This window comes from Stenotrophomonas sp. NY11291 (assembly GCF_023277365.1).
GTDB classification, from domain to species: Bacteria; Pseudomonadota; Gammaproteobacteria; order Xanthomonadales; family Xanthomonadaceae; genus Stenotrophomonas; species Stenotrophomonas geniculata.
Window position 1 is genome coordinate 1862747 of record NZ_CP096975.1, and the last position, 17668, is coordinate 1880414.

Annotated in this window: 15 protein-coding genes; 7 read left to right on the plus strand and 8 right to left on the minus strand. The window is 67.6% G+C overall.

Translation table 11 applies throughout. The features are described 5' to 3' along the window. Window positions 1-34 precede the first annotated feature (34 nt). Entirely contained in the window at window positions 35-832 is a 798-nt protein-coding gene (locus tag M1L61_RS08805; RefSeq protein ID WP_053442852.1) for a helix-turn-helix transcriptional regulator, read from the minus strand. 72 nt (window positions 833-904) lie between these two features. Between M1L61_RS08805 and M1L61_RS08810 the strand changes: the two genes are divergently transcribed. The 3 genes from M1L61_RS08810 (at window position 905) to M1L61_RS08820 (ending at window position 4715) form a co-directional block, all read left to right on the plus strand. Beyond that, on the plus strand, window positions 905-2104 hold the full coding sequence (locus tag M1L61_RS08810) for an MFS transporter (protein WP_043399330.1): 1200 nt from the start codon (window positions 905-907) through the stop codon (window positions 2102-2104). Window positions 2105-2685: 581 nt separating this feature from the next. After that, window positions 2686-3594, plus strand: coding sequence for a pyridoxal kinase (pdxY, locus tag M1L61_RS08815; RefSeq protein ID WP_049411460.1), 909 nt, complete (start codon window positions 2686-2688; stop codon window positions 3592-3594). After that, the gene (locus M1L61_RS08820; protein ID WP_010484480.1) at window positions 3591-4715 is read left to right on the plus strand and encodes a prephenate dehydrogenase; all 1125 of its coding nucleotides are present in this window, start codon (window positions 3591-3593) and stop codon (window positions 4713-4715) included. Before pdxY ends, M1L61_RS08820 begins: the two co-directional genes overlap by 4 nt. Before the next feature lie 227 nt (window positions 4716-4942). Here M1L61_RS08820 and M1L61_RS08825 read toward each other — a convergent pair whose 3' ends face one another. The 5 genes from M1L61_RS08825 to M1L61_RS08845 all read right to left on the minus strand — a co-directional run bounded on the left by M1L61_RS08825 (window position 4943) and on the right by M1L61_RS08845 (window position 9132). Next, window positions 4943-5137 (minus strand): hypothetical protein, encoded by a 195-nt coding sequence (locus M1L61_RS08825; RefSeq protein ID WP_005409247.1) that lies wholly within the window; start codon window positions 5135-5137, stop codon window positions 4943-4945. A 70-nt stretch (window positions 5138-5207) separates the two neighbouring features. Beyond that, window positions 5208-6980, minus strand: a complete 1773-nt coding sequence (locus M1L61_RS08830) for an ABC transporter transmembrane domain-containing protein (protein WP_010484484.1) — start codon at window positions 6978-6980, stop codon at window positions 5208-5210. Next, window positions 6973-7569 carry a YigZ family protein gene (locus M1L61_RS08835; RefSeq protein ID WP_043403374.1) on the minus strand — a complete coding sequence of 199 codons (597 nt, stop codon included), beginning with the start codon at window positions 7567-7569 and terminating at the stop codon, window positions 6973-6975. Before M1L61_RS08835 ends, M1L61_RS08830 begins: the two co-directional genes overlap by 8 nt. 40 nt (window positions 7570-7609) lie before the next feature. After that, window positions 7610-8617 carry a hypothetical protein gene (locus M1L61_RS08840; protein ID WP_049411455.1) on the minus strand — a complete coding sequence of 336 codons (1008 nt, stop codon included), beginning with the start codon at window positions 8615-8617 and terminating at the stop codon, window positions 7610-7612. Further along, on the minus strand, window positions 8614-9132 hold the full coding sequence (locus tag M1L61_RS08845; RefSeq protein WP_229301621.1) for an RNA polymerase sigma factor: 519 nt from the start codon (window positions 9130-9132) through the stop codon (window positions 8614-8616). Before M1L61_RS08845 ends, M1L61_RS08840 begins: the two co-directional genes overlap by 4 nt. Before the next feature lie 247 nt (window positions 9133-9379). Between M1L61_RS08845 and M1L61_RS08850 the strand changes: the two genes are divergently transcribed. Next, on the plus strand, window positions 9380-12220 hold the full coding sequence (locus tag M1L61_RS08850; RefSeq protein WP_248854586.1) for an EAL domain-containing protein: 2841 nt from the start codon (window positions 9380-9382) through the stop codon (window positions 12218-12220). A 19-nt stretch (window positions 12221-12239) separates the two neighbouring features. On the opposite strand, the gene M1L61_RS08855 is transcribed toward M1L61_RS08850, so the two are convergent. Together M1L61_RS08855 and M1L61_RS08860 are read right to left on the minus strand one after the other, a co-directional pair. Beyond that, complete coding sequence (locus M1L61_RS08855; RefSeq protein WP_010484495.1) at window positions 12240-12833, minus strand: TIGR00730 family Rossman fold protein; 594 nt, start codon at window positions 12831-12833, stop codon at window positions 12240-12242. Between the two features lie 264 nt (window positions 12834-13097). Beyond that, window positions 13098-14594, minus strand: coding sequence for an aminotransferase class III-fold pyridoxal phosphate-dependent enzyme (locus M1L61_RS08860; protein ID WP_248854587.1), 1497 nt, complete (start codon window positions 14592-14594; stop codon window positions 13098-13100). 210 nt (window positions 14595-14804) lie between these two features. On the opposite strand from M1L61_RS08860, the gene queA reads away from it, so the two are divergent. From queA to yajC, 3 genes are all read left to right on the plus strand, one after another. After that, window positions 14805-15872, plus strand: coding sequence for a tRNA preQ1(34) S-adenosylmethionine ribosyltransferase-isomerase QueA (gene queA / locus M1L61_RS08865; protein ID WP_010484499.1), 1068 nt, complete (start codon window positions 14805-14807; stop codon window positions 15870-15872). Window positions 15873-16049: 177 nt separating this feature from the next. Continuing rightward, window positions 16050-17180: a tRNA guanosine(34) transglycosylase Tgt gene (gene tgt, locus M1L61_RS08870; RefSeq protein ID WP_029379947.1), complete on the plus strand. Its 1131-nt coding sequence runs from the start codon at window positions 16050-16052 to the stop codon at window positions 17178-17180. Between the two features lie 134 nt (window positions 17181-17314). After that, entirely contained in the window at window positions 17315-17659 is a 345-nt protein-coding gene (gene yajC, locus M1L61_RS08875; RefSeq protein WP_005409257.1) for a preprotein translocase subunit YajC, read from the plus strand. Window positions 17660-17668 lie beyond the last annotated feature (9 nt).

The window sequence follows — 17668 nt, forward strand, 5'->3', positions numbered from 1 at the left end:
AGCGCCGGGCCATGCCCGGCGTTTTTGTATGCCGTCAGCGGAAAAACGCCGCGGGTGTCTGCCCCAGCTGCCGCTTGAACATGCTGGTGAACGCGCTCGGGCTGTCGTAACCCATCGCCAGCGCGACATCGATGACCTTGTCGCCGACCGCCAGCCGTTCCATCGCGGCCAGCAGCCGCGCCTGTTGTCGCCACTGGCCGAACGTCATGCCCAGTTCGCTGGCGAAATGGCGCTGGATGGTTTTCACGTCCACCTGCAGCGCCTGCGCCCAATCCTGCAGCGTGGCGTCGTCGCCGGGATGCTTCTGGATGTGCTGGCAGATCCGCTGCAGGCGCGGGTCGGTGGGGGAGGGCAGGTGCAGCGGCAGCACGTCCATGCGGTGCAGCTCGTCCAGCAGCAGGCGCACCAGGCGGCCGTCGCGGCTGTCGTCCACATGCGCGGTCTCGATCAGGCTGGCGGCCAGCAGCAGCTCGCGCAGCAGCGGTGCTACCTGTACTGCGAACGCCTCGTCCGGCAGCTGCGGCGCGAAGTCCGGCTCCACGTACAGGCTGCGCATGTGTACTTCGGCGATGCAGTCCACCGCATGGGCCATGCCGGCCGGGACCCAGATCGCGCGGGTCGAGGGCACCACCCAGCGGCCGCCGTCCGCACGCACCACCATCAGTCCGGACATGGCGAACACCAGCTGGTGACGGCGGTGCCGGTGGGGCGCGATGTGGGTGCCGGGCTTGTAGTGGCGGGCGCGGCAGGTCACTGGGCGGTGCACCGGAACCTCGTTCCACGGCGCAGTCTCGCGGACCGGGCAGGGGGTGTCCTTTTTGCGATATGCCATGACCCGAACGCGGCAGAAGGGAGGGGGAGGTCACCGTAGCATGCGTGGCTCGCCCCCAACCTGACTGTATCCATGTCGACCCTAGCTTCTCCCGCAACCACCTCACGCCCGGTGGCCCCCGGCGTGCTGGCCGCCATCTCCACCTCGCATGTCGTCAACGACATGATGCAGTCGCTGATCCTGGCCATCTATCCAGTGATCAAGGGCGGCTTCAACCTCAGCTTCACCCAGATCGGCCTGATCACGCTGACCTACCAGCTCACCGCCTCGATCTTCCAGCCGTTGATCGGCATGGCTACCGACCGCCGCCCGGCGCCGTACTCGCTGCCGATCGGCATGGCCTCGACCCTGTGCGGCATGCTGCTGCTGGGCTTCGCACCGAACTACGCGGTGGTGCTGATGGCGGCGGCGATGGTCGGCATTGGTTCGGCCATCTTCCATCCGGAAGCCTCGCGCATCGCGCGGCTGGCCTCGGGCGGTCGCCATGGTTTCGCGCAGTCGGTGTTCCAGGTCGGTGGCAACTTCGGTACCGCGCTGGGCCCGCTGATTGCAGCGGCGGTGATCGTGCCGTATGGCCAGCATGCCGCATCGTGGTTTGCCGGCGCCGCCCTGATCGGCATCGCGCTGCTGACCTATGTCGGCCGCTGGTACGCGCTGCACCTGGGCATCCCGCGCCCGGCCAGCACCGCCTCGACGGCGCCGCGGCATCCGTCGCGCACCGTGGCCAAGGTGCTGGCGATCCTGCTGGTGCTGATCTTCAGCAAGTACTTCTACATGGCCAGCATCGGCAGCTACTTCACCTTTTACCTGATCCACCATTTCGGCATTCCGGTGGCACAGGCGCAGCTGCACCTGTTCGCGTTCCTGGTGGCATCCGCCGCCGGTGGCTTCCTCGGCGGCCCGCTGGGTGATCGCATCGGCCGCAAGCCGATCATCTGGACCTCGATCTTCGGCGTGGCCCCGTTCGCGTTGATGCTGCCGCATGCGGATCTGTTCTGGACCACGGTGCTGGCGGTGCTGATCGGCTTCGTGCTGTCGTCGGCGTTCTCGGCGATCGTGGTCTATGCGCAGGAGATGATGCCGCACCGCATCGGCATGGTGTCCGGCCTGTTCTTCGGCTTCGCGTTTGGCATGGGCGGACTGGGTGCTGCCGTGCTCGGCCTGCTGGCGGACAAGACCAGCATTGAGTACGTCTACCAGCTGACCGCGTTCCTGCCGCTACTCGGCATCGTGGCGGCGTGGCTGCCGCCATCTCGGCCTGCTGCTCACTGAGGGGTTTTGGTTTGCAGGGCTTGCAGCCCTGCACCCGCCGAAGCAACGTCAACGTCAACAGCAGAAGCTGGCTATCCGTGGGTTGGCGGGGTGGGTCCGGTTGAGGGGGACGCTGCAAGTACGTCCATGTAGCTCGGTCGCCGCATCCATGCGGCTCACGCCCCCTCAACCGGACCCACCCCGCCTTCGACAGTTGGCCGCGATCTGTTGGAGCAGCACTCTGCTCTGGTGGGTGTCGACCTTGGTCGACACATCTGTCAGATATCGAATGAATTCATCCACGCATGGCATGGATCTACCGTGTCGACCAAGGTCGACACCCACCAACAGCCGCAGTTACCAACAGCCGCATGAATCTGTCGAAGGCGGGGCGGTGTGGGTGGGCAGGACCGTTGGCGCCATGGATGGCGCCATCGAGCCCCCATGGATGGGTTTACGGCGTGTCCTGACCACCCACACCGCCCCGCCAACTCACGGAATGCCGCTCTGGCTTTTGCCGTTGCCGTTGCCGTTGCCGTTGCATAGAGCAGGTGCAGGGCTGCAAGCCCTGCCGAAAACCCCCTTGGGCGTAGAATGCGGCCATGAGCGAATCCCTTGATAACCACCTGGTCCACGGCCGCCGCCAGCGGCCCGACGGCCCGTCGCCGATCGATGTCATCTCGGTCCAGTCGCAACTTGTCTACGGCCATGCCGGCAACAGCGCCGCCGTACCGCCGATGCGCGCGCTCGGCGTGCGCGTAGCCGAAATTCCGACCGTGCTGCTGAGCAACGCGCCGTTCTACGACACCACCCGCGGTCGCGTGCTGCCCGCCGACTGGTTCGCCGATCTGTTGCGGGGCACCCACGAGCGTGGCCTGCCGCAGCGGGCGAGGATGCTCGTCTCCGGCTACTTTGGCAGCACGGCCAATGGTGCCGCCTTCGCCGACTGGCTGGACGACATCCTGCCGGCCTGCCCGCAGCTGCGTTACTGCCTGGATCCGGTGATCGGTGATACTCACACCGGCCCCTACGTGGAACCGGGCCTGGAAGCGATCTTCGCCGAGCGGTTGTTGCCGCATGCCTGGCTGGTGACCCCGAACGCCTTTGAACTGAATCGCCTGACCGGTATGCCGGCGCTCGCCGAGGCCGATGCCATCGCCGCCGCACGCACGCTGCTGGATCGTGGCCCGCACTGGGTGATCGCGCACAGCGTAGGCGGCACCCCGGGTGAACTGGTGACCCTGGCCGTTGGCCGCGAGGAGACCTGGCGCTGGACCTCGCCGCTGCTGCCGGTGGACGTGGCCGGTACCGGCGATGTGCTGATGTCGCTGGTGGTGTCGTTCCTGCTGCGCGGCGAATCGATGCAGCAGGCGATCTCGCGTGCGATTGCCGGCACCCACGCGGCGCTGGAGGCGACCCTGGACAACGGCTTCGAAGAGTTCGACGTGATTGCTGCAGCGCCTGCCGCGCTGGCCGAAGGGTCGCGCTTCCGCGCCGAACGCGTGGCATGAGCGGCCTGCTCGAACGTACGCCGCGCACGGTCGGCATCATCGGCAGTGCCGGCGCCTACGGGCGCTGGCTGACCCGCTTCTTCCAGCAGCACATGCAGCTGAAGGTGATCGGCCACGATCCGGCCGATCCGGACTCGCATACGCCGGAAGAGCTGCTGGCGCAGGCCGACGTGCTGGTGTTCTCGGCGCCGATCCGGCACACGCCCGCGTTGATCGCCGAGTACGTGCGGCAGTCCGCAGGCCGTGAACGCGACCGACTGTGGCTGGACGTGACCTCGGTGAAGGAAGCGCCGGTCCAGGCGATGTTGGCCTCTCAAGCCGAAGTGGTCGGCCTGCACCCGATGACGGCTCCGCCCAAGGCGCCGACCCTGAAGGGCCGGGTGATGGTGGTCTGCGAAGCGCGGCTGCAGCACTGGCAGCCGTGGGCCGATACGCTGTGCACGGCGTTGCAGGCTGAGTGCGTGCGCGCCACGCCGCAGCACCACGACCAGATGATGGCGCTGGTACAGGCGATGGTGCATGCCACCCACCTGGCCCAGGCCGGCGTGCTGCGCCAGTACCAGCCGCAGCTGGGCGATCTGGCCGCGATGATGCCGTATCGGTCGGCATCGTTCGAGCTGGATACGGCGATCATCTCGCGCATCCTGTCGCTCAACCCGGCGATCTACGAAGACATCCAGTTCGGCAACCCATACGTAGCGCCGATGCTGGAGCGGCTGGTCGGCCAGCTGCAGTCCCTGCAGGCGCAGGTCGGTCAGGGTGACGACGGTGCACGTGCTGCATTCCGGGAGCAGCTGCTGTCGGCCAATCGCACTGCCTTCGGCGAGCAGGCGCTGGCGGACGGCAATTACACATTCGAACGCGTGGGCTATCTGCTGGCTGACCTGACCGAGCGCAATGCGTTGTCAGTGCACCTGCCGGAAGACCGGCCGGGGTCGTTGCGTGAACTGCTGAACGTGTTCGAGCAGCACCGCATCAGCCTGGCGTCGATCCATTCTTCGCGAACGCCTGGCGGCGAAGTGCATTTCCGTATCGGATTCGTGGCCGGCAGCGATCCGGCGGCGATCACCCGGGCGGCGGCCGAGGTGGACGCCACCGGCATCGGACGGGTGCTGGGCTGAATTCATCCACAGGCGATGTGGATGGTTTCTGAGCAAAGGTGTGGATAACCGCGCGCAGCCCTTGGAAGCCAAGGCTGTCAAGATGCTTGGTGAAAAATTGACCATGCTTTTTTGTAGCGTCGAGCCATGCTCGACCGCCTTTGGCAAAAAGCATGTCGACCAAGGTCGACACCCACCAGAGCGGGGCGGAATGAAATCCGGTAGCGCCGGGCCATGCCCGGCGAACCTCAGATCGTCAACCTCAACTCGCCGCCACTGGTGGTGAACTCGCGGCCATCGCGCACCAGCGGCCGCCCATCATCCAGCTCGTAGCGCGGCGTGGCTTCGGAATGGTGCCCGCTGCCATTCGCCTCGGGCTTGAACTCGATGATGATGTGACTTTCGCCGTTGCTGTCGACGGCGGGGAACTGACGGAACGACATCGTGCACCTCCTTCAGCGGATGCTGCAGTTGCGCGGCCAGCTTGGCCGCGCCGATGTTAGCCGGACGTCATCAATCGATGAACTGCAGGCGTGCCAGTTCAGCGTACAGTCCGTCTTCGGCCAGCAGCTGTGCGTGCGTGCCCTCGGCGACGATGCGGCCCTGGTCCATCACCACGATGCGGTCGGCCTTGAGCACGGTGGCCAGGCGGTGGGCGATGACCAGCGTGGTGCGACCCGCCATCAACCGTTCCAATGCCTGCTGCACGCTGTGTTCGCTCTGTGCATCCAGCGCGCTGGTGGCTTCATCCAGCAGCAGGATCGGCGCATCCTTCAGCAGCGCACGGGCAATCGCCACACGCTGCTGCTGCCCACCGGACAGGCGGGCACCGCGCTCACCCAGCTCGCTGTCATAGCCCTGCGGCAACGCGCGCAGGAAACCGTCGGCCTCGGCCGCTCGTGCGGCATCCTCGACCTCGGCGTCGCTGGCCTGCAGGCGGCCATAGCGGATGTTGTCGCGGGCACTGGCAGCGAACAGCGTAGGCTGCTGTGGCACCAGCGCCAGCTGCGCACGCAGCTCGGCCGGGTCGACCTGGCGCACGTCGATGCCGTCCACGTCGATGCGGCCGCTGGCCGGGTCATGGAAGCGCAGCAGCATCGAAAGCACCGTGCTCTTGCCCGCCCCTGACGGACCCACCAGCGCTACGGTCTCGCCGGGGCGCACATGCAGGTTGAAGTGGTCCAGTGCGGCCTGGTCCGGTCGCTGCGGGTAGTGGAACACCACGTCGTCGAACCGGATCTCGCCACGCAGCGGTTGCGGCAGTGCATGCGGCTGGGCCGGCGCGCGGATCTCGATGTCTTCCTGCAACAGTTCGCCGATGCGGCCCATGCCGCCGGCCGCGCGCTGCAGCTCGTTCCATACTTCGGCCAGCGCGCCCACCGAACCGCCGCCGATCAATGCATACAGCACGAACTGACCCAGCGTGCCGGCGCTGAGGCGGCCGTCGATGACGTCGTGCGCACCCAGCCACAGCACACCGACGATGGCGCCGAACACCAGCAGGATGGCGCTGGCGGTGACCAGCGACTGTGCACCGATGCGGCGGCGGGCGGCGCCGATGGCGTCACCGAGCGCCTTGTCGAAGCGACCGCGTTCGTATGGTTCGCGTGCATGTGCCTGCACCGTGCGCACCGCGCCCAGCGTCTCGCTGGCCAGGCTGTTGGCATCGGCGATGCGGTCCTGGCTGTTGCGTGCGACCGTGCGCAGCTTGCGCGCACCGATGATGATCGGCAGCACCGCCAGTGGAATGCCGAGCAGCGACCATGCGGCCAGCCGCGGGCTGGTGACGAACAGCATCGCCAGGCTGCCGATGACAGTGACCGTGCTGCGCAATGCTACGGACATGGTCGAGCCGACCACGCTGCGCAGCAGTTCGGTGTCCGCGGTCAGGCGCGAGACCAGTTCGCCGCTGCGGCTGCGGTCGTGGAAGCCGGCGCCCAGCTGGATCAGGTGGGCATACAGCTGGCTGCGCAGGTCGGCCACGACTTTTTCGCCGAGCAGCGACACGAAGTAGAAACGCGCGGCCGTGCCCAACGCCATCACGACCGCCACCAGCATCAGCAGGGCGAAGGCGCGGTTGATCTGGCCGCCACTGCTGAAACCATGATCGATCATCTGCTTCACCGCCGGCGGCAGGCTCAGCGTGGCGGCCGAAGACACCGCCAGGGCCAGCAGCCAGGCGGTGAACAGCCCGCTATGGCGGCGCACGAATGGCCACAGCGTGCGCAGGCTGCCGAGGCGCCGCAGCGGCGGGGTCGAAGCGGGGGCGTCGTCCTTGTCAGTCATCCTGGTCGTCGTCTTCTATGCGGATACGGTCACGGGTGGCGTCGCGCAGGCGGATTTTCAATGCGTCGACCTGATCGGCAGGCAATTCGATCCGCAGGCACACGCCATTGGCATCGAACTGTTCATCGCGCTTTTCGGCACCGAAGGCGGGCAGGGTGGCGTGCAGGGTACCCAGATCCTCGAAGCCGGCCAGCAGCTGCAGCCGGGCCATCACTAGCAGCGGCAGGCGCGGCGCGGTACGCAGGCACTCGGCGGCGGCGCCACCGTAGGCGCGTACAAGGCCACCGGCGCCGAGCTTGATACCGCCGAACCAGCGGGTCACCACCACCATCACCCGGTCGAAACCCTGGCCGTCGATCGCCGCCAGGATCGGACGTCCAGCCGTGCCGGCCGGCTCGCCATCGTCGCTGGAGCGATAGTCCTGCCCGTGCCGGTAGGCCCAGCAGTTGTGGGTGGCATCGGCCACCGCGACCTGCTGCAGGAACGCCATGGCCGCTGCGGCGCCTTCGATCGGCGCGGCATGGGCGATGAAACGGCTGTGTTTGACTTCCAGCGTGTGGCTGACCGGCTGGGCGAGAGTATCGAGCATTCCCGCCATTCTACGGGGTTGCCGGGTATTCCCGTCCGCTTCAGTCGTCCAGCAGTGGGCGCAGGTCGCGTGGCAGGCGCGCTTCCGGGTACTGCTGCATGTAACGCTCCAGGCTGGCACGGGCCAGATCGCGCTGGCCGTCGTCGCGTCGTGTACGGATTTTCTGCAGCCACTGCCGACGCGGCAGTCGTGCGTCGGCGTCCACCTCGGCCTGCACGGCGTCCGCGCTCAGGCCCGCATCGGTGCTGCGGCGCATGATGCCTGGTGCGGAACGGCTGGGAGCCTCACGCTTCATCGAGGTGATTTCTACCCGGTCCAGCGCCTGCGCCCGCTCGACTTCGGCGGCATTCGCTGCCGGTGCTGCGGCCGTGCGTGCTTTCAGCGCCCCGGACGCTACCGGCGCGAATGCCGGTGCCGGTGCCGAGTAGGCGGCGGGTGCCGGTGGCGCAGGCGGCGCCGCTGCCGGCGCTGCGGCCGGAGCGGGCGGAAGGGCCGCAAAGGAGGTATCGGCGGCGGCATCTGCAGCCATCGATCGTGCAGCCTGGGCCGGCGCGTCAGCGGACTCGGCCGGCGCAGGCTTGCGCGTGCGCGCGATGACCGGTGCCGGTGCCGGGGCAGCGGCAACAGGGCCTGCCTCGGGCGCTGCGGGCGTAGCGGCCGGTTCCGCAGCCGCCACCGCGCTGTCGGCCGCACTGCTGTCAGCGGCCTGATCGGCAGCCGCAACGTCTTCTGCAGCAGCCGGTGCCGCAGCAACAGCGGCCTCACCGGCCGGAACCGGCGGCGGTTCCGGACGCAGCTGCCAGGCGATGCCAATGGCGAACACCATCGAGGCGGCGATGCCGAACACCGCCGGCCAACGCGGGCGTGCGCGCTGCGTGGGCGGCGCCTCGGGAGAGGCGACCGCATCGGCAGCCGGAGCGTCCACGGCAGCGCGGGCCGCGGCCAGGATGGCGGCGTCCAGTGCGGCGGGCGGTGCCTGATCGGCGCGACGGCCGAGCAGGCGGGACAGCTCGCGTTCTTCCGGCGTCAGCGGTTCGTCTCGGTTCATGCGTTCAATCCCGCACGCAGCTTGTCCATCGCATAGCGCAGCCGCGATTTCACGGTTTCCCGGCCTACGCCGGTGATCTGGCCGATCTCCTCCAGGCTCAGTTCCTGATCCAGCCGCAGCTGCAGCACTTCGCGCTGCTCCGGCGGCAGTTGTTCCATCGCCAGCTGGATGCGGCGACGTTGTTCGAATTCGGAAAGCTCACCTTCCGGGGTCTGCCCATCCTCGATCGCGGCCAGGCGCAGATCGGCGTCGGCCGGCGCGGCGGGGCGATGACGGGCGGCACGCCAATGGTCATTCAGGCGGTTGTGCGCAATGCGGAACAACCAGGTGCTGAACGCCGCCTCGGGCTGCCAGCCGGCGCGGGCGCTGATCACCCGCTGCCAGACGTCCTGGAAGATCTCCTCGGCCAGCGCGTTGTCGCGCAGTTGCCGCAGCAGGAAGCCGAACAGGCGCTTGCGATGGCGCGCATACAGGCTTTCGAATGCGCGCAGGTCGCCACCGGCCCAGGCCAGCATCAAGGCTTCATCGGTTGGCAGTGCGCTGGCTTCCACGGCGTACAGGGTAAGGCCTGCAGGCGATGGCGCATAGCCGGTGGCAGGGGCGGGCAGGGCGAGGGTCATGGCTCGGAAGGGGCTACGGACAGCAGGAAAAACGTACGGGCGCACGATTCGGGGTTTACGGGCTTCCATTGCCCCCCGGGTGGCGCGCTATGCTCGGCGGCTCAGGGGAGGCGACGCACCGACGGCGCCAAGAGATTGTCATTTGTCCACGCATGCTGAACCGGCGGAAGAGCCACCACACGAGGCCGTGCTGAGCACGGCGCTGGTGCGCGCGTTGCATGCGCTTTTGCCGGAAACGGCCGTGGTCCGCGTCGGCTGGGATGACCCGCAGCTCGGTCGTGGCCAGGGGGGCTGGCCGACAGCGGCTGCCGGAGGTGATGCGGCGGCACCCGGCGCGGGCGATGGCCAGCACGGCTGGGAACATGATGGTGCGCGCCTGCTGTTGTCGGTCGAAGGCGCAGTGCCTTCGGCGGCATGGTGGGGCGTTGCCCGGCAGGCGATGGAGCTGGCGCTGCAGCGCGGCCGCCAGGCCGGCCAGATCAAGGCACTGGAAGAGGCCGAGCGGTTGCAGCAGGCCCTGTTCCAGATTGCAGACCTGGCCGGTGCCGACCTTGAAATGCCCGAGATGCTGCGCCACGTGCATGGTGTGCTGGGCACGCTGATGTATGCCGAGAACTGCTACATCGTCGAATACGACGATGTGCGCGACCAGATCCGGTTCCTGTACTTCGCCGATCAGGTCGATGACTTCGTCGCCGATCCCACGCAGAGCCATGACGCCAGCGAGATGCCGCGCAGCCTGACCGTGGCGCTGCTGCGCCATGGCAAACCGCTCAGTGGTCCCTCGCGCAAACTGCTGGCGCAGGTGATGGAACAGGAGCACGACCCGCAGCGTGGGCCGGAAAGCCTGGACTGGCTGGGCGTGCCGATGCTGCGCGATGGCCGTGTATGCGGTGCCATCGTGGTTCAGAGCTATGAACAGGCGGCCCGCTATGGCGAGGCCGAGCGCGCATTGCTGGGTTTCGTTGCGCAGCATGTGCAGACCGCGATGGACCGGCGCCAGGCGCAGGTGCGGCTGGAGCAGCAGGTAGAGCGGCGTACCCAGGAACTGCAGCGCGCCAACCACAGCCTGCAGGACGAAGTAACCGAGCGGCGTCGCGCCGAACAGCTGCAGACCGCGCTCTACAACATTGCCGAGATGGCGATGTCGGCCGACAGCCTGGCCCAGTTCTACGGACAGGTGCATGGCGTGGTTGGGCGCCTGCTCGACGCACGCAATTTCTACATCGCCCTGGTCAACCCGGCCGGCAACGGCCTGGATTTCGTGTATTCAGTGGACGAGCACAATGCCAGCCGCGCGCCACGGCCCTTCAGCCGGGGCCTGACCGAATACGTGGTGCGCAACCGGCGCCCGCTGCTGGCCTCGCGCGCGCAGATCGATGCGCTGCTGGCCAGTGGCGAAGTGCGTGAATCCGGTGCGCGTTCGCACTGCTGGCTGGGCGTACCACTGCTGCGCGACGACGAAGTGGTCGGCGCGATCGTGGTGCAGAGCTACAGCGAGAACAGCATTTTCAGCGTGCATGACCAGCGCCTGCTGACCTTCGTCGCACAGAACATCGGTACCGGCCTGGCCCGTCAGCGCGACCAGCAGCGGCTGCGCTCGGCGCATGCCGAGCTGGAAAAGCGCGTGGAAGAACGTACCCGCGAGCTGGCCGAGGTCAACGAGAAGTTGCTCGGGCAGATTGGTGAACGCCTGCGGGCCGAGCAACGCCTGACCCACCAGGCCATGCACGATGCGCTGACCGGCCTGCCCAATCGCCTGCACCTGCTGGACCGCCTGCAGGATGCGCTGGCGCTGGCCAAGCGTGATGGTGGGCCGGTGTTCGCTGTGCTGTTCCTCGACCTGGACCGCTTCAAGCTGGTCAACGACAGTATCGGCCACGCTGCCGGTGACCGCATGCTGGTGGAGGTGGCCAAGCGCATCGTATCGATGGCTGGCGCCGAGGACGTTGTGGCGCGGCTGGGCGGTGATGAATTCGCGGTGCTGCTGCAATGCCCGCAGGGCCTGGCACAGGCGCTGGACTTTGGCCAGCGCCTGCTGCTGGCGCTGCAGGAATCGATGTGGATCGCCGGGCGCGAACTGTTCCCGTCCGGCAGCCTGGGCATCGCCCTGTGGAACCCGCGCTACCGCACCGGCGAAGAGCTGCTGCGCGACGCCGACGCGGCCATGTACCGGGCCAAGGCGCAGGGTCATGACCGCTGCGCGATCTTCGACGAAGACATGCGCGAGCAGGCCATGCGCAGCCTCGACCTGGAGGCCGACCTGCGTCGTGCGATCAACAACCGCGATTTCGTGCCGTTCTACCAGCCGATCGTGCGCCTGTCCGATGGCGAGGTGGTGGGCTACGAGGCGCTGCTGCGCTGGCAACATGAGCGCCGCGGCCTGCTGCTGCCGGGCGCGTTCCTGGAGCTGGGGGAAGAGAGCGGCCTGATCGAACAGGTCGACTGGCTGATCTACGAGCAGGTCATCGCAGGGTTGGCGCAGGGGGGCGAAGGCTACGTCTCGGTGAACGTCTCACCCCGGCATTTCCGCTCCGCCGAATTCAGTGACCGCCTGTTCGGCCTGCTCGACAGCTGCGGTGCCGATCCGCGCCGGCTGCGCCTGGAGATCACCGAGGTGGCGCTGCTGGACGATGGCCCGCACACGCTGCGCATCCTGCAGGGGCTGCGCGAGCGCGGCATCCAGGTGCAGCTGGACGATTTCGGTACCGGCTTCTCCGCGCTGTCCTACCTGCACCGTTTCCCGATCAGTACGCTGAAGATCGACCAGAGCTTCATCGCCGGCCTGCATGGACCGGAAGTGCAGAGCACGCGCGCGCTGGTCGAAGGCGTACTGTCGCTGGCGCGCACGCTGGGCATCGAGACCATCGGTGAAGGCATCGAGACCGAGGCGCAGCGGCAGACCCTGCGCGAACTGGGCTGCGATTACGGCCAAGGCTATCTGCTGGGGCGGCCTGCCCCGTGGTCGCACGCGGCGGCCTGAGCCACCGCGTGCGGCTGCATCAACGCAGGGCGGCCCGGCGCTTCTCGTCGATCCACTTCGAGGCCTGGGCCGGCTGGTAGTTCTTCATCCACTCCAGCATCGCTTCGATGTCCGAGCCGTACCACAGGTCCTGGCGCTGGTCCGGGTGCAGGAAGCGCTCTTCCACCATGCGATCGATCATGCCGATCAGCGGGGCGTAGAAGCCTTCCACATCGAGGAACGCGCACGGCTTGTTGCCGATGCCCAGCTGGCGCCAGGTCAGCATCTCGAAGATCTCTTCCATGGTGCCGAAGCCGCCGGGCAGGGTGACGAAGCCATCGGCGAGGTCGAACATGCGCGACTTGCGCTCATGCATCGAACCGACGATCTCCAGTTCGGTCAGGCCGCGGTGGGCCACTTCCCAGTCGGCCAGCTGACGCGGGATCACGCCCGTCACTTCGCCGCCAGCGGCAAGCACGGCATTGGCCACGGTTCCCATCAGGCCGACGTTGCCCCCGCCATACACCAGGCGCAGGCCGTCGCGGGCGATGCGGTCGCCCAGTGCAATGGCGCGTTCGGTATAGGCCGGCTTGCTGCCAGCGTTGGAACCACAGTACACACAGATCGATTTCATGGATCTTCCTGTCTCTTGGCCGGAAACGAAAACGCCCCGTCGCCGACCGCAGGGCGGTCAGGGACGGGGTGCCCAAGGATTATGAGGCCTTGAGAGGCCTTCTGTAGAGCCGAGCCGCGCTCGGCTGCTCTTCGTTCAGATCGCGGCAAAGGCGCCAGCCGAGCATGGGCTATGCCGGTCGTCCTGACCGGCACCCTTCGGGCCGTCGCCAGCGACGTTGGCAGCGGCTCCTGCCGCTGCCTTCGGCTCTACCGAAGCGGGGGTTTACGCCGCCGCCGCCTGCTCGCGGCGCGGGCCTTCACGCAGGGCGCGGCCGACCATGCCCACCAGCAGGTCCAGCTCTTCGCTGTCCATGCCGAAGTGCGGGGTGAAGCGCAGCGAGTTCTCGCCACCGTGGATCACGTTGATGCCGTGCTGGCGCAGCCATTCCTCGGTGGAATTGGCGCCGTAGCACTTGAACTGCGGGGCCAGCTCGCAGGAGAACAGCAGGCCGGTGCCCTGCACCTTGGTGATCAGCCCGCCCAGCTCGTTCTTCAGCTGTTCCAGCTTACGCACGGCCTCGGCACCGCGTTCGGCAATGTTGGCACGCACCTGCGGGGTCAGCTGGGCCAGGGTGGCGCAGGCCACGTCCAGCGCACGCGGGTTGCTGGTCATGGTGTTGCCATAGATGCCCTTGCGGTACAGCTGCGCGGCATGCTCGGTTACCGCCAGCACGGACAGCGGGTACTGCGCGGCGTTGAGCGCCTTGGAATAGGTCTCCATGTCCGGCGGGTCCAGGCCTTCGAAGCCCGGGTAGTCCACCACCGAGAGCACGCCATGCGCGCGCAGGCCGGCCTGGATCGAGTCGAGCAGCAGCAGGCTGCCATGGGCACGGGTCAGTTCACGGGCCACGGCATAGAACGACGGCGGCACCGAGCGGCCGGGGTCGCCTTCGCCCATCACCGGCTCCAGGAACACCGCTTCGATGAACCACTGGTTGCGTGCGGCATCCTCGAACACCTTGCGCAGGCCGGCCTCGTCGTACGGCGCCACGGTGATCACCGAGTCCTCGCCGCGATAGCTGGCCAGGTGCTGCATGTAGCTCTTGCGGCTGGAATCGGAATACAGCGCCGGGCGGTCGGTACGGCCGTGGAAGCTGCCCTTGACCACCACGCGCTTGATCGCGGCGCCGGCGTGGCGCGCGCCGGGGTCGGTCTGCAGCTTGGCGTTGACGTCGGCGATGCGGGCGGCCAGGCCGACGGCCTCGGAACCGGAATTCAGGCACATGAAACGGGCGAACGGGCAGCCGCCACGGCGGTGGCCGATCTCGGCGCGCAGGGCGGTGATGAAGCGCTGCTGCGACAGGCTGGGGGTCATGATGTTGGCCATCACCTGCGGGCGGGCCATCACCTCCAGCACGGCATCCGGGGTGTGCCCGAAGCCGAGCATGCCGTAGCCGCCGGCGTCGTACAGCACGGCGCCCTTCAGGGTGACCACCCACGGGCCGCGCGCGGCCAGTGCCACGTACGGGGTCACCGCGTCATCGGCATAGAAATTGACGAAACCGTCCTGCATCGCGTCGATCTGCGCCTGTTCGTCCTGCGCCAGCAGCGGCCCCAGGTCGGCCTGCACGCGCGCGAATTCCTCGGCGGCGGCGTCCACCGCGGCGATCAGCTGCGGGTGGTTGGCGGACAGGGTGGTCAGGGTGGCATCGTCCAGGCCGGAGGTGAGGCGGGTGCCGGGCTGGTTGCGCAGGGGGGCGAGGCGTTCGATGAAGCTCATTGCAGATCTCCTGAAACAATGGGTCGCACGGGTCTTCAAAAGCAAAACGCGCGTCATCACGCGCGCTTGGGGCAGGCTCGTGCAGCGGACTTCCGGCTCGATGCTAGCACTTGTTTTTTTGCGCGATAACCCCGCAGAAACCTGCTGCATAGCAGCATTTTGCGCGACGTTCGCCGCGAAGCGCGCCGGCTCGCAGACGCTGGACGTACAATGCGCGCCATTGTCGACCTGTTGCCGCCCACTGCCTTGAAGAAGTCCGATTTCCACTACGACCTGCCGGCTGAACTGATCGCGCAGGCGCCCCTGGCCGAACGTTCCGCAAGCCGCCTGCTGCTGGTCCCGCCGGCGCCCGATGGCTTCACCGATCTGCAGGTGCGTGATCTGCCATCCCTGCTGCAGCCGGGGGATTTGCTGGTGTTCAACGACACCCGGGTGATCCCGGCGCGCCTGTTCGGGCAGAAGGCCAGCGGTGGCCGCGTGGAGATCCTGATCGAGCGCCTGCTCGGCGGCCAGCAGGCCCGTGCCCAGGTCGGCGCCAGCAAGTCGCCGAAGGCCGGCAGCCGCATCGCGCTGGATGCCGGTGGCGAAGCCGAGGTGCTGGGTCGCGATGGCGAGTTCTACGTGCTGCAGTTCCATGTGCCGGAATCGCTGGAACAGTGGCTGCTGCATGCCGGCCGCCTGCCGCTGCCGCCGTACATCCAGCGCGAGCCGGGCGTGGACGACCGCGAGCGCTACCAGACCGTGTTCGCGCGCGAAGTGGGCGCGGTGGCGGCGCCGACCGCCGGCCTGCATTTCGACGAACCGCTGCTGGCCGCGCTGAAGGACAAGGGCGTGGACTTCGGCCATGTCACCCTGCACGTCGGCGCGGGCACCTTCCAGCCGGTGCGCGCCGATGACCTGAAGGATCACGTGATGCACCGCGAGTGGCTGAACGTGGGCGCGGAGCTGGTGCAGCAGGTACGGCGCACGCGCGCGGCCGGCGGCCGGGTGATCGGCGTCGGCACCACCGTGGTACGCGCGTTGGAAAGCGCGATGCGCGATGGCGAGCTGCTGCCGTTCGCCGGTGAAACGCAGATCTTCATCACCCCGGGCTACCGCATCCGCAGCGTCGACGCGATGGTGACCAACTTCCACCTGCCGGAAAGCACGCTGCTGATGATGATCTCCGCGTTCGCCGGCAAGGAAAGGGTGTTCGAGGCCTACCAGCACGCGATCGAGCAGCGCTACCGCTTCTTCAGCTACGGCGACGCCATGCTGCTGTTCCCGCAAGCGGGGTAGGGCGCTGACCTCTGCCTGCTTGTGGTGGGTGCGCACCGTTGGTGCGCACTTGCAGGTGCCTGGAGACCAGGAAAGCCACGCATGGCGTGGCTCTACTGCCGTGCCGTTCAGGCCTGAATGGGCGGTCGAGCCGGTTTTGGGAGACAATGAGCGACTATTTGCCCGAATGACCGCTCCATGTCCCGATTGCAGTTCCAGCTCCAGACCCGCGACGGCCGTGCCCGCCGTGGCCGCCTGACCTTCCCGCGTGGCACGGTGGAAACGCCGGCCTTCATGCCGGTGGGGACCTATGGCTCGGTCAAGGGCATCCTGCCGGACCAGGTGCGTGCGCTGGGCGCCGAGATCATCCTCGGCAACACCTTCCACCTGTACCTGCGCCCGGGCCTGGACATCATCGCCGACCACGGCGGCCTGCACGGCTTCTGCCGCTGGGATGGCCCGATCCTGACCGACTCCGGCGGCTTCCAGGTGTTTTCGCTGGCCCACCGCCGCAAGATCACCGAGCAGGGCGTGACCTTCGCCTCGCCCACCGACGGCGCTCGCGTGTTCCTGGGCCCGGAGGAGAGCATGAAGATCCAGAAGGTGCTCGATTCGGACGTGGTGATGATCTTCGACGAGTGCACCCCGTACCCGGCCACCGAAGACGTCGCCCGCCGTTCCATGGAACTGAGCCTGCGCTGGGCGCAGCGCAGCCGCAACGCGCATGACGAGCTGGGCAACGACGCGGCCCTGTTCGGCATCGTCCAGGGTGGCGTGCACACCGACCTGCGCAGCCGCTCGGCCGAGGCCCTGCAGGCGATCGGCTTCGACGGTTACGCCATCGGCGGCCTCGCCGTGGGCGAGCCGGAGCACGAGCGCAATGCCATGCTCGACCACCTGGACCCGGAGCTGCCGGGTGACCGCCCGCGCTACCTGATGGGCGTGGGCCGGCCGGAAGACCTGGTCGAGGGTGTCGCACGTGGCGTGGACATGTTCGATTGCGTGATGCCCACCCGCAACGCGCGCAACGGCCACTATTTCACCTCGTTCGGCACCGTCCGCATCCGCAACTCGCAGTACGCGCGCGACATGGATCCGATCGAGCCCGGCTGCGGCTGCGTGGCCTGCACCGGTGGCTACACCCGTTCCTACCTGCGCCACCTGGACCGCTGCAACGAGATGCTGGCGCCGATGCTGGGTACCCTGCACAACCTGTTCTATTACGAAAAGCTGATGGCCGACATCCGTGCGGCCATCGAAGCGGGAACCTTCCTGGCCTTCCGTGAGTCTTTCTACGCGGCACGCGGGGCGGTCGCGCCGCCCCTGTAAACCGAGTACCCCCTGCCAAACGGCCCAAGGACGAACGCCCGGGGCCGTGGCATACTTCAAGGCTGACCCAGATCCGCGGTCGACACCCCTTGCCCGTGAAAGGGCCGGAGCGCCGCCCAACCAAAGGACCAACGATGAACCTGCTTGCTTTCCTGATTCCCGCCGCCCACGCCCAGGCCGCCGGCGGCCAACCGCAGGGCATGGGCCTGACCACGCTGCTGTTCCCGGTCATCCTGATCGCCATCATGTACTTCCTGATGATCCGCCCGCAGATGAAGCGGCAGAAGGAGCACAAGGCCATGCTGGAGAAGATCAAGCGTGGCGATGAAGTGCTGACCAATGGCGGCATCGCCGGCATCGTCACCGACATCGGCGACAACTTCATCACCATCGAAGTGGCTGACAACGTGCGCATCCGCGTGCAGAAGGGCGCTGTCGGCAACGTGCTGCCGGCCGGTACCCTGAAGTCGGCCCAGTAAGCCACTCCC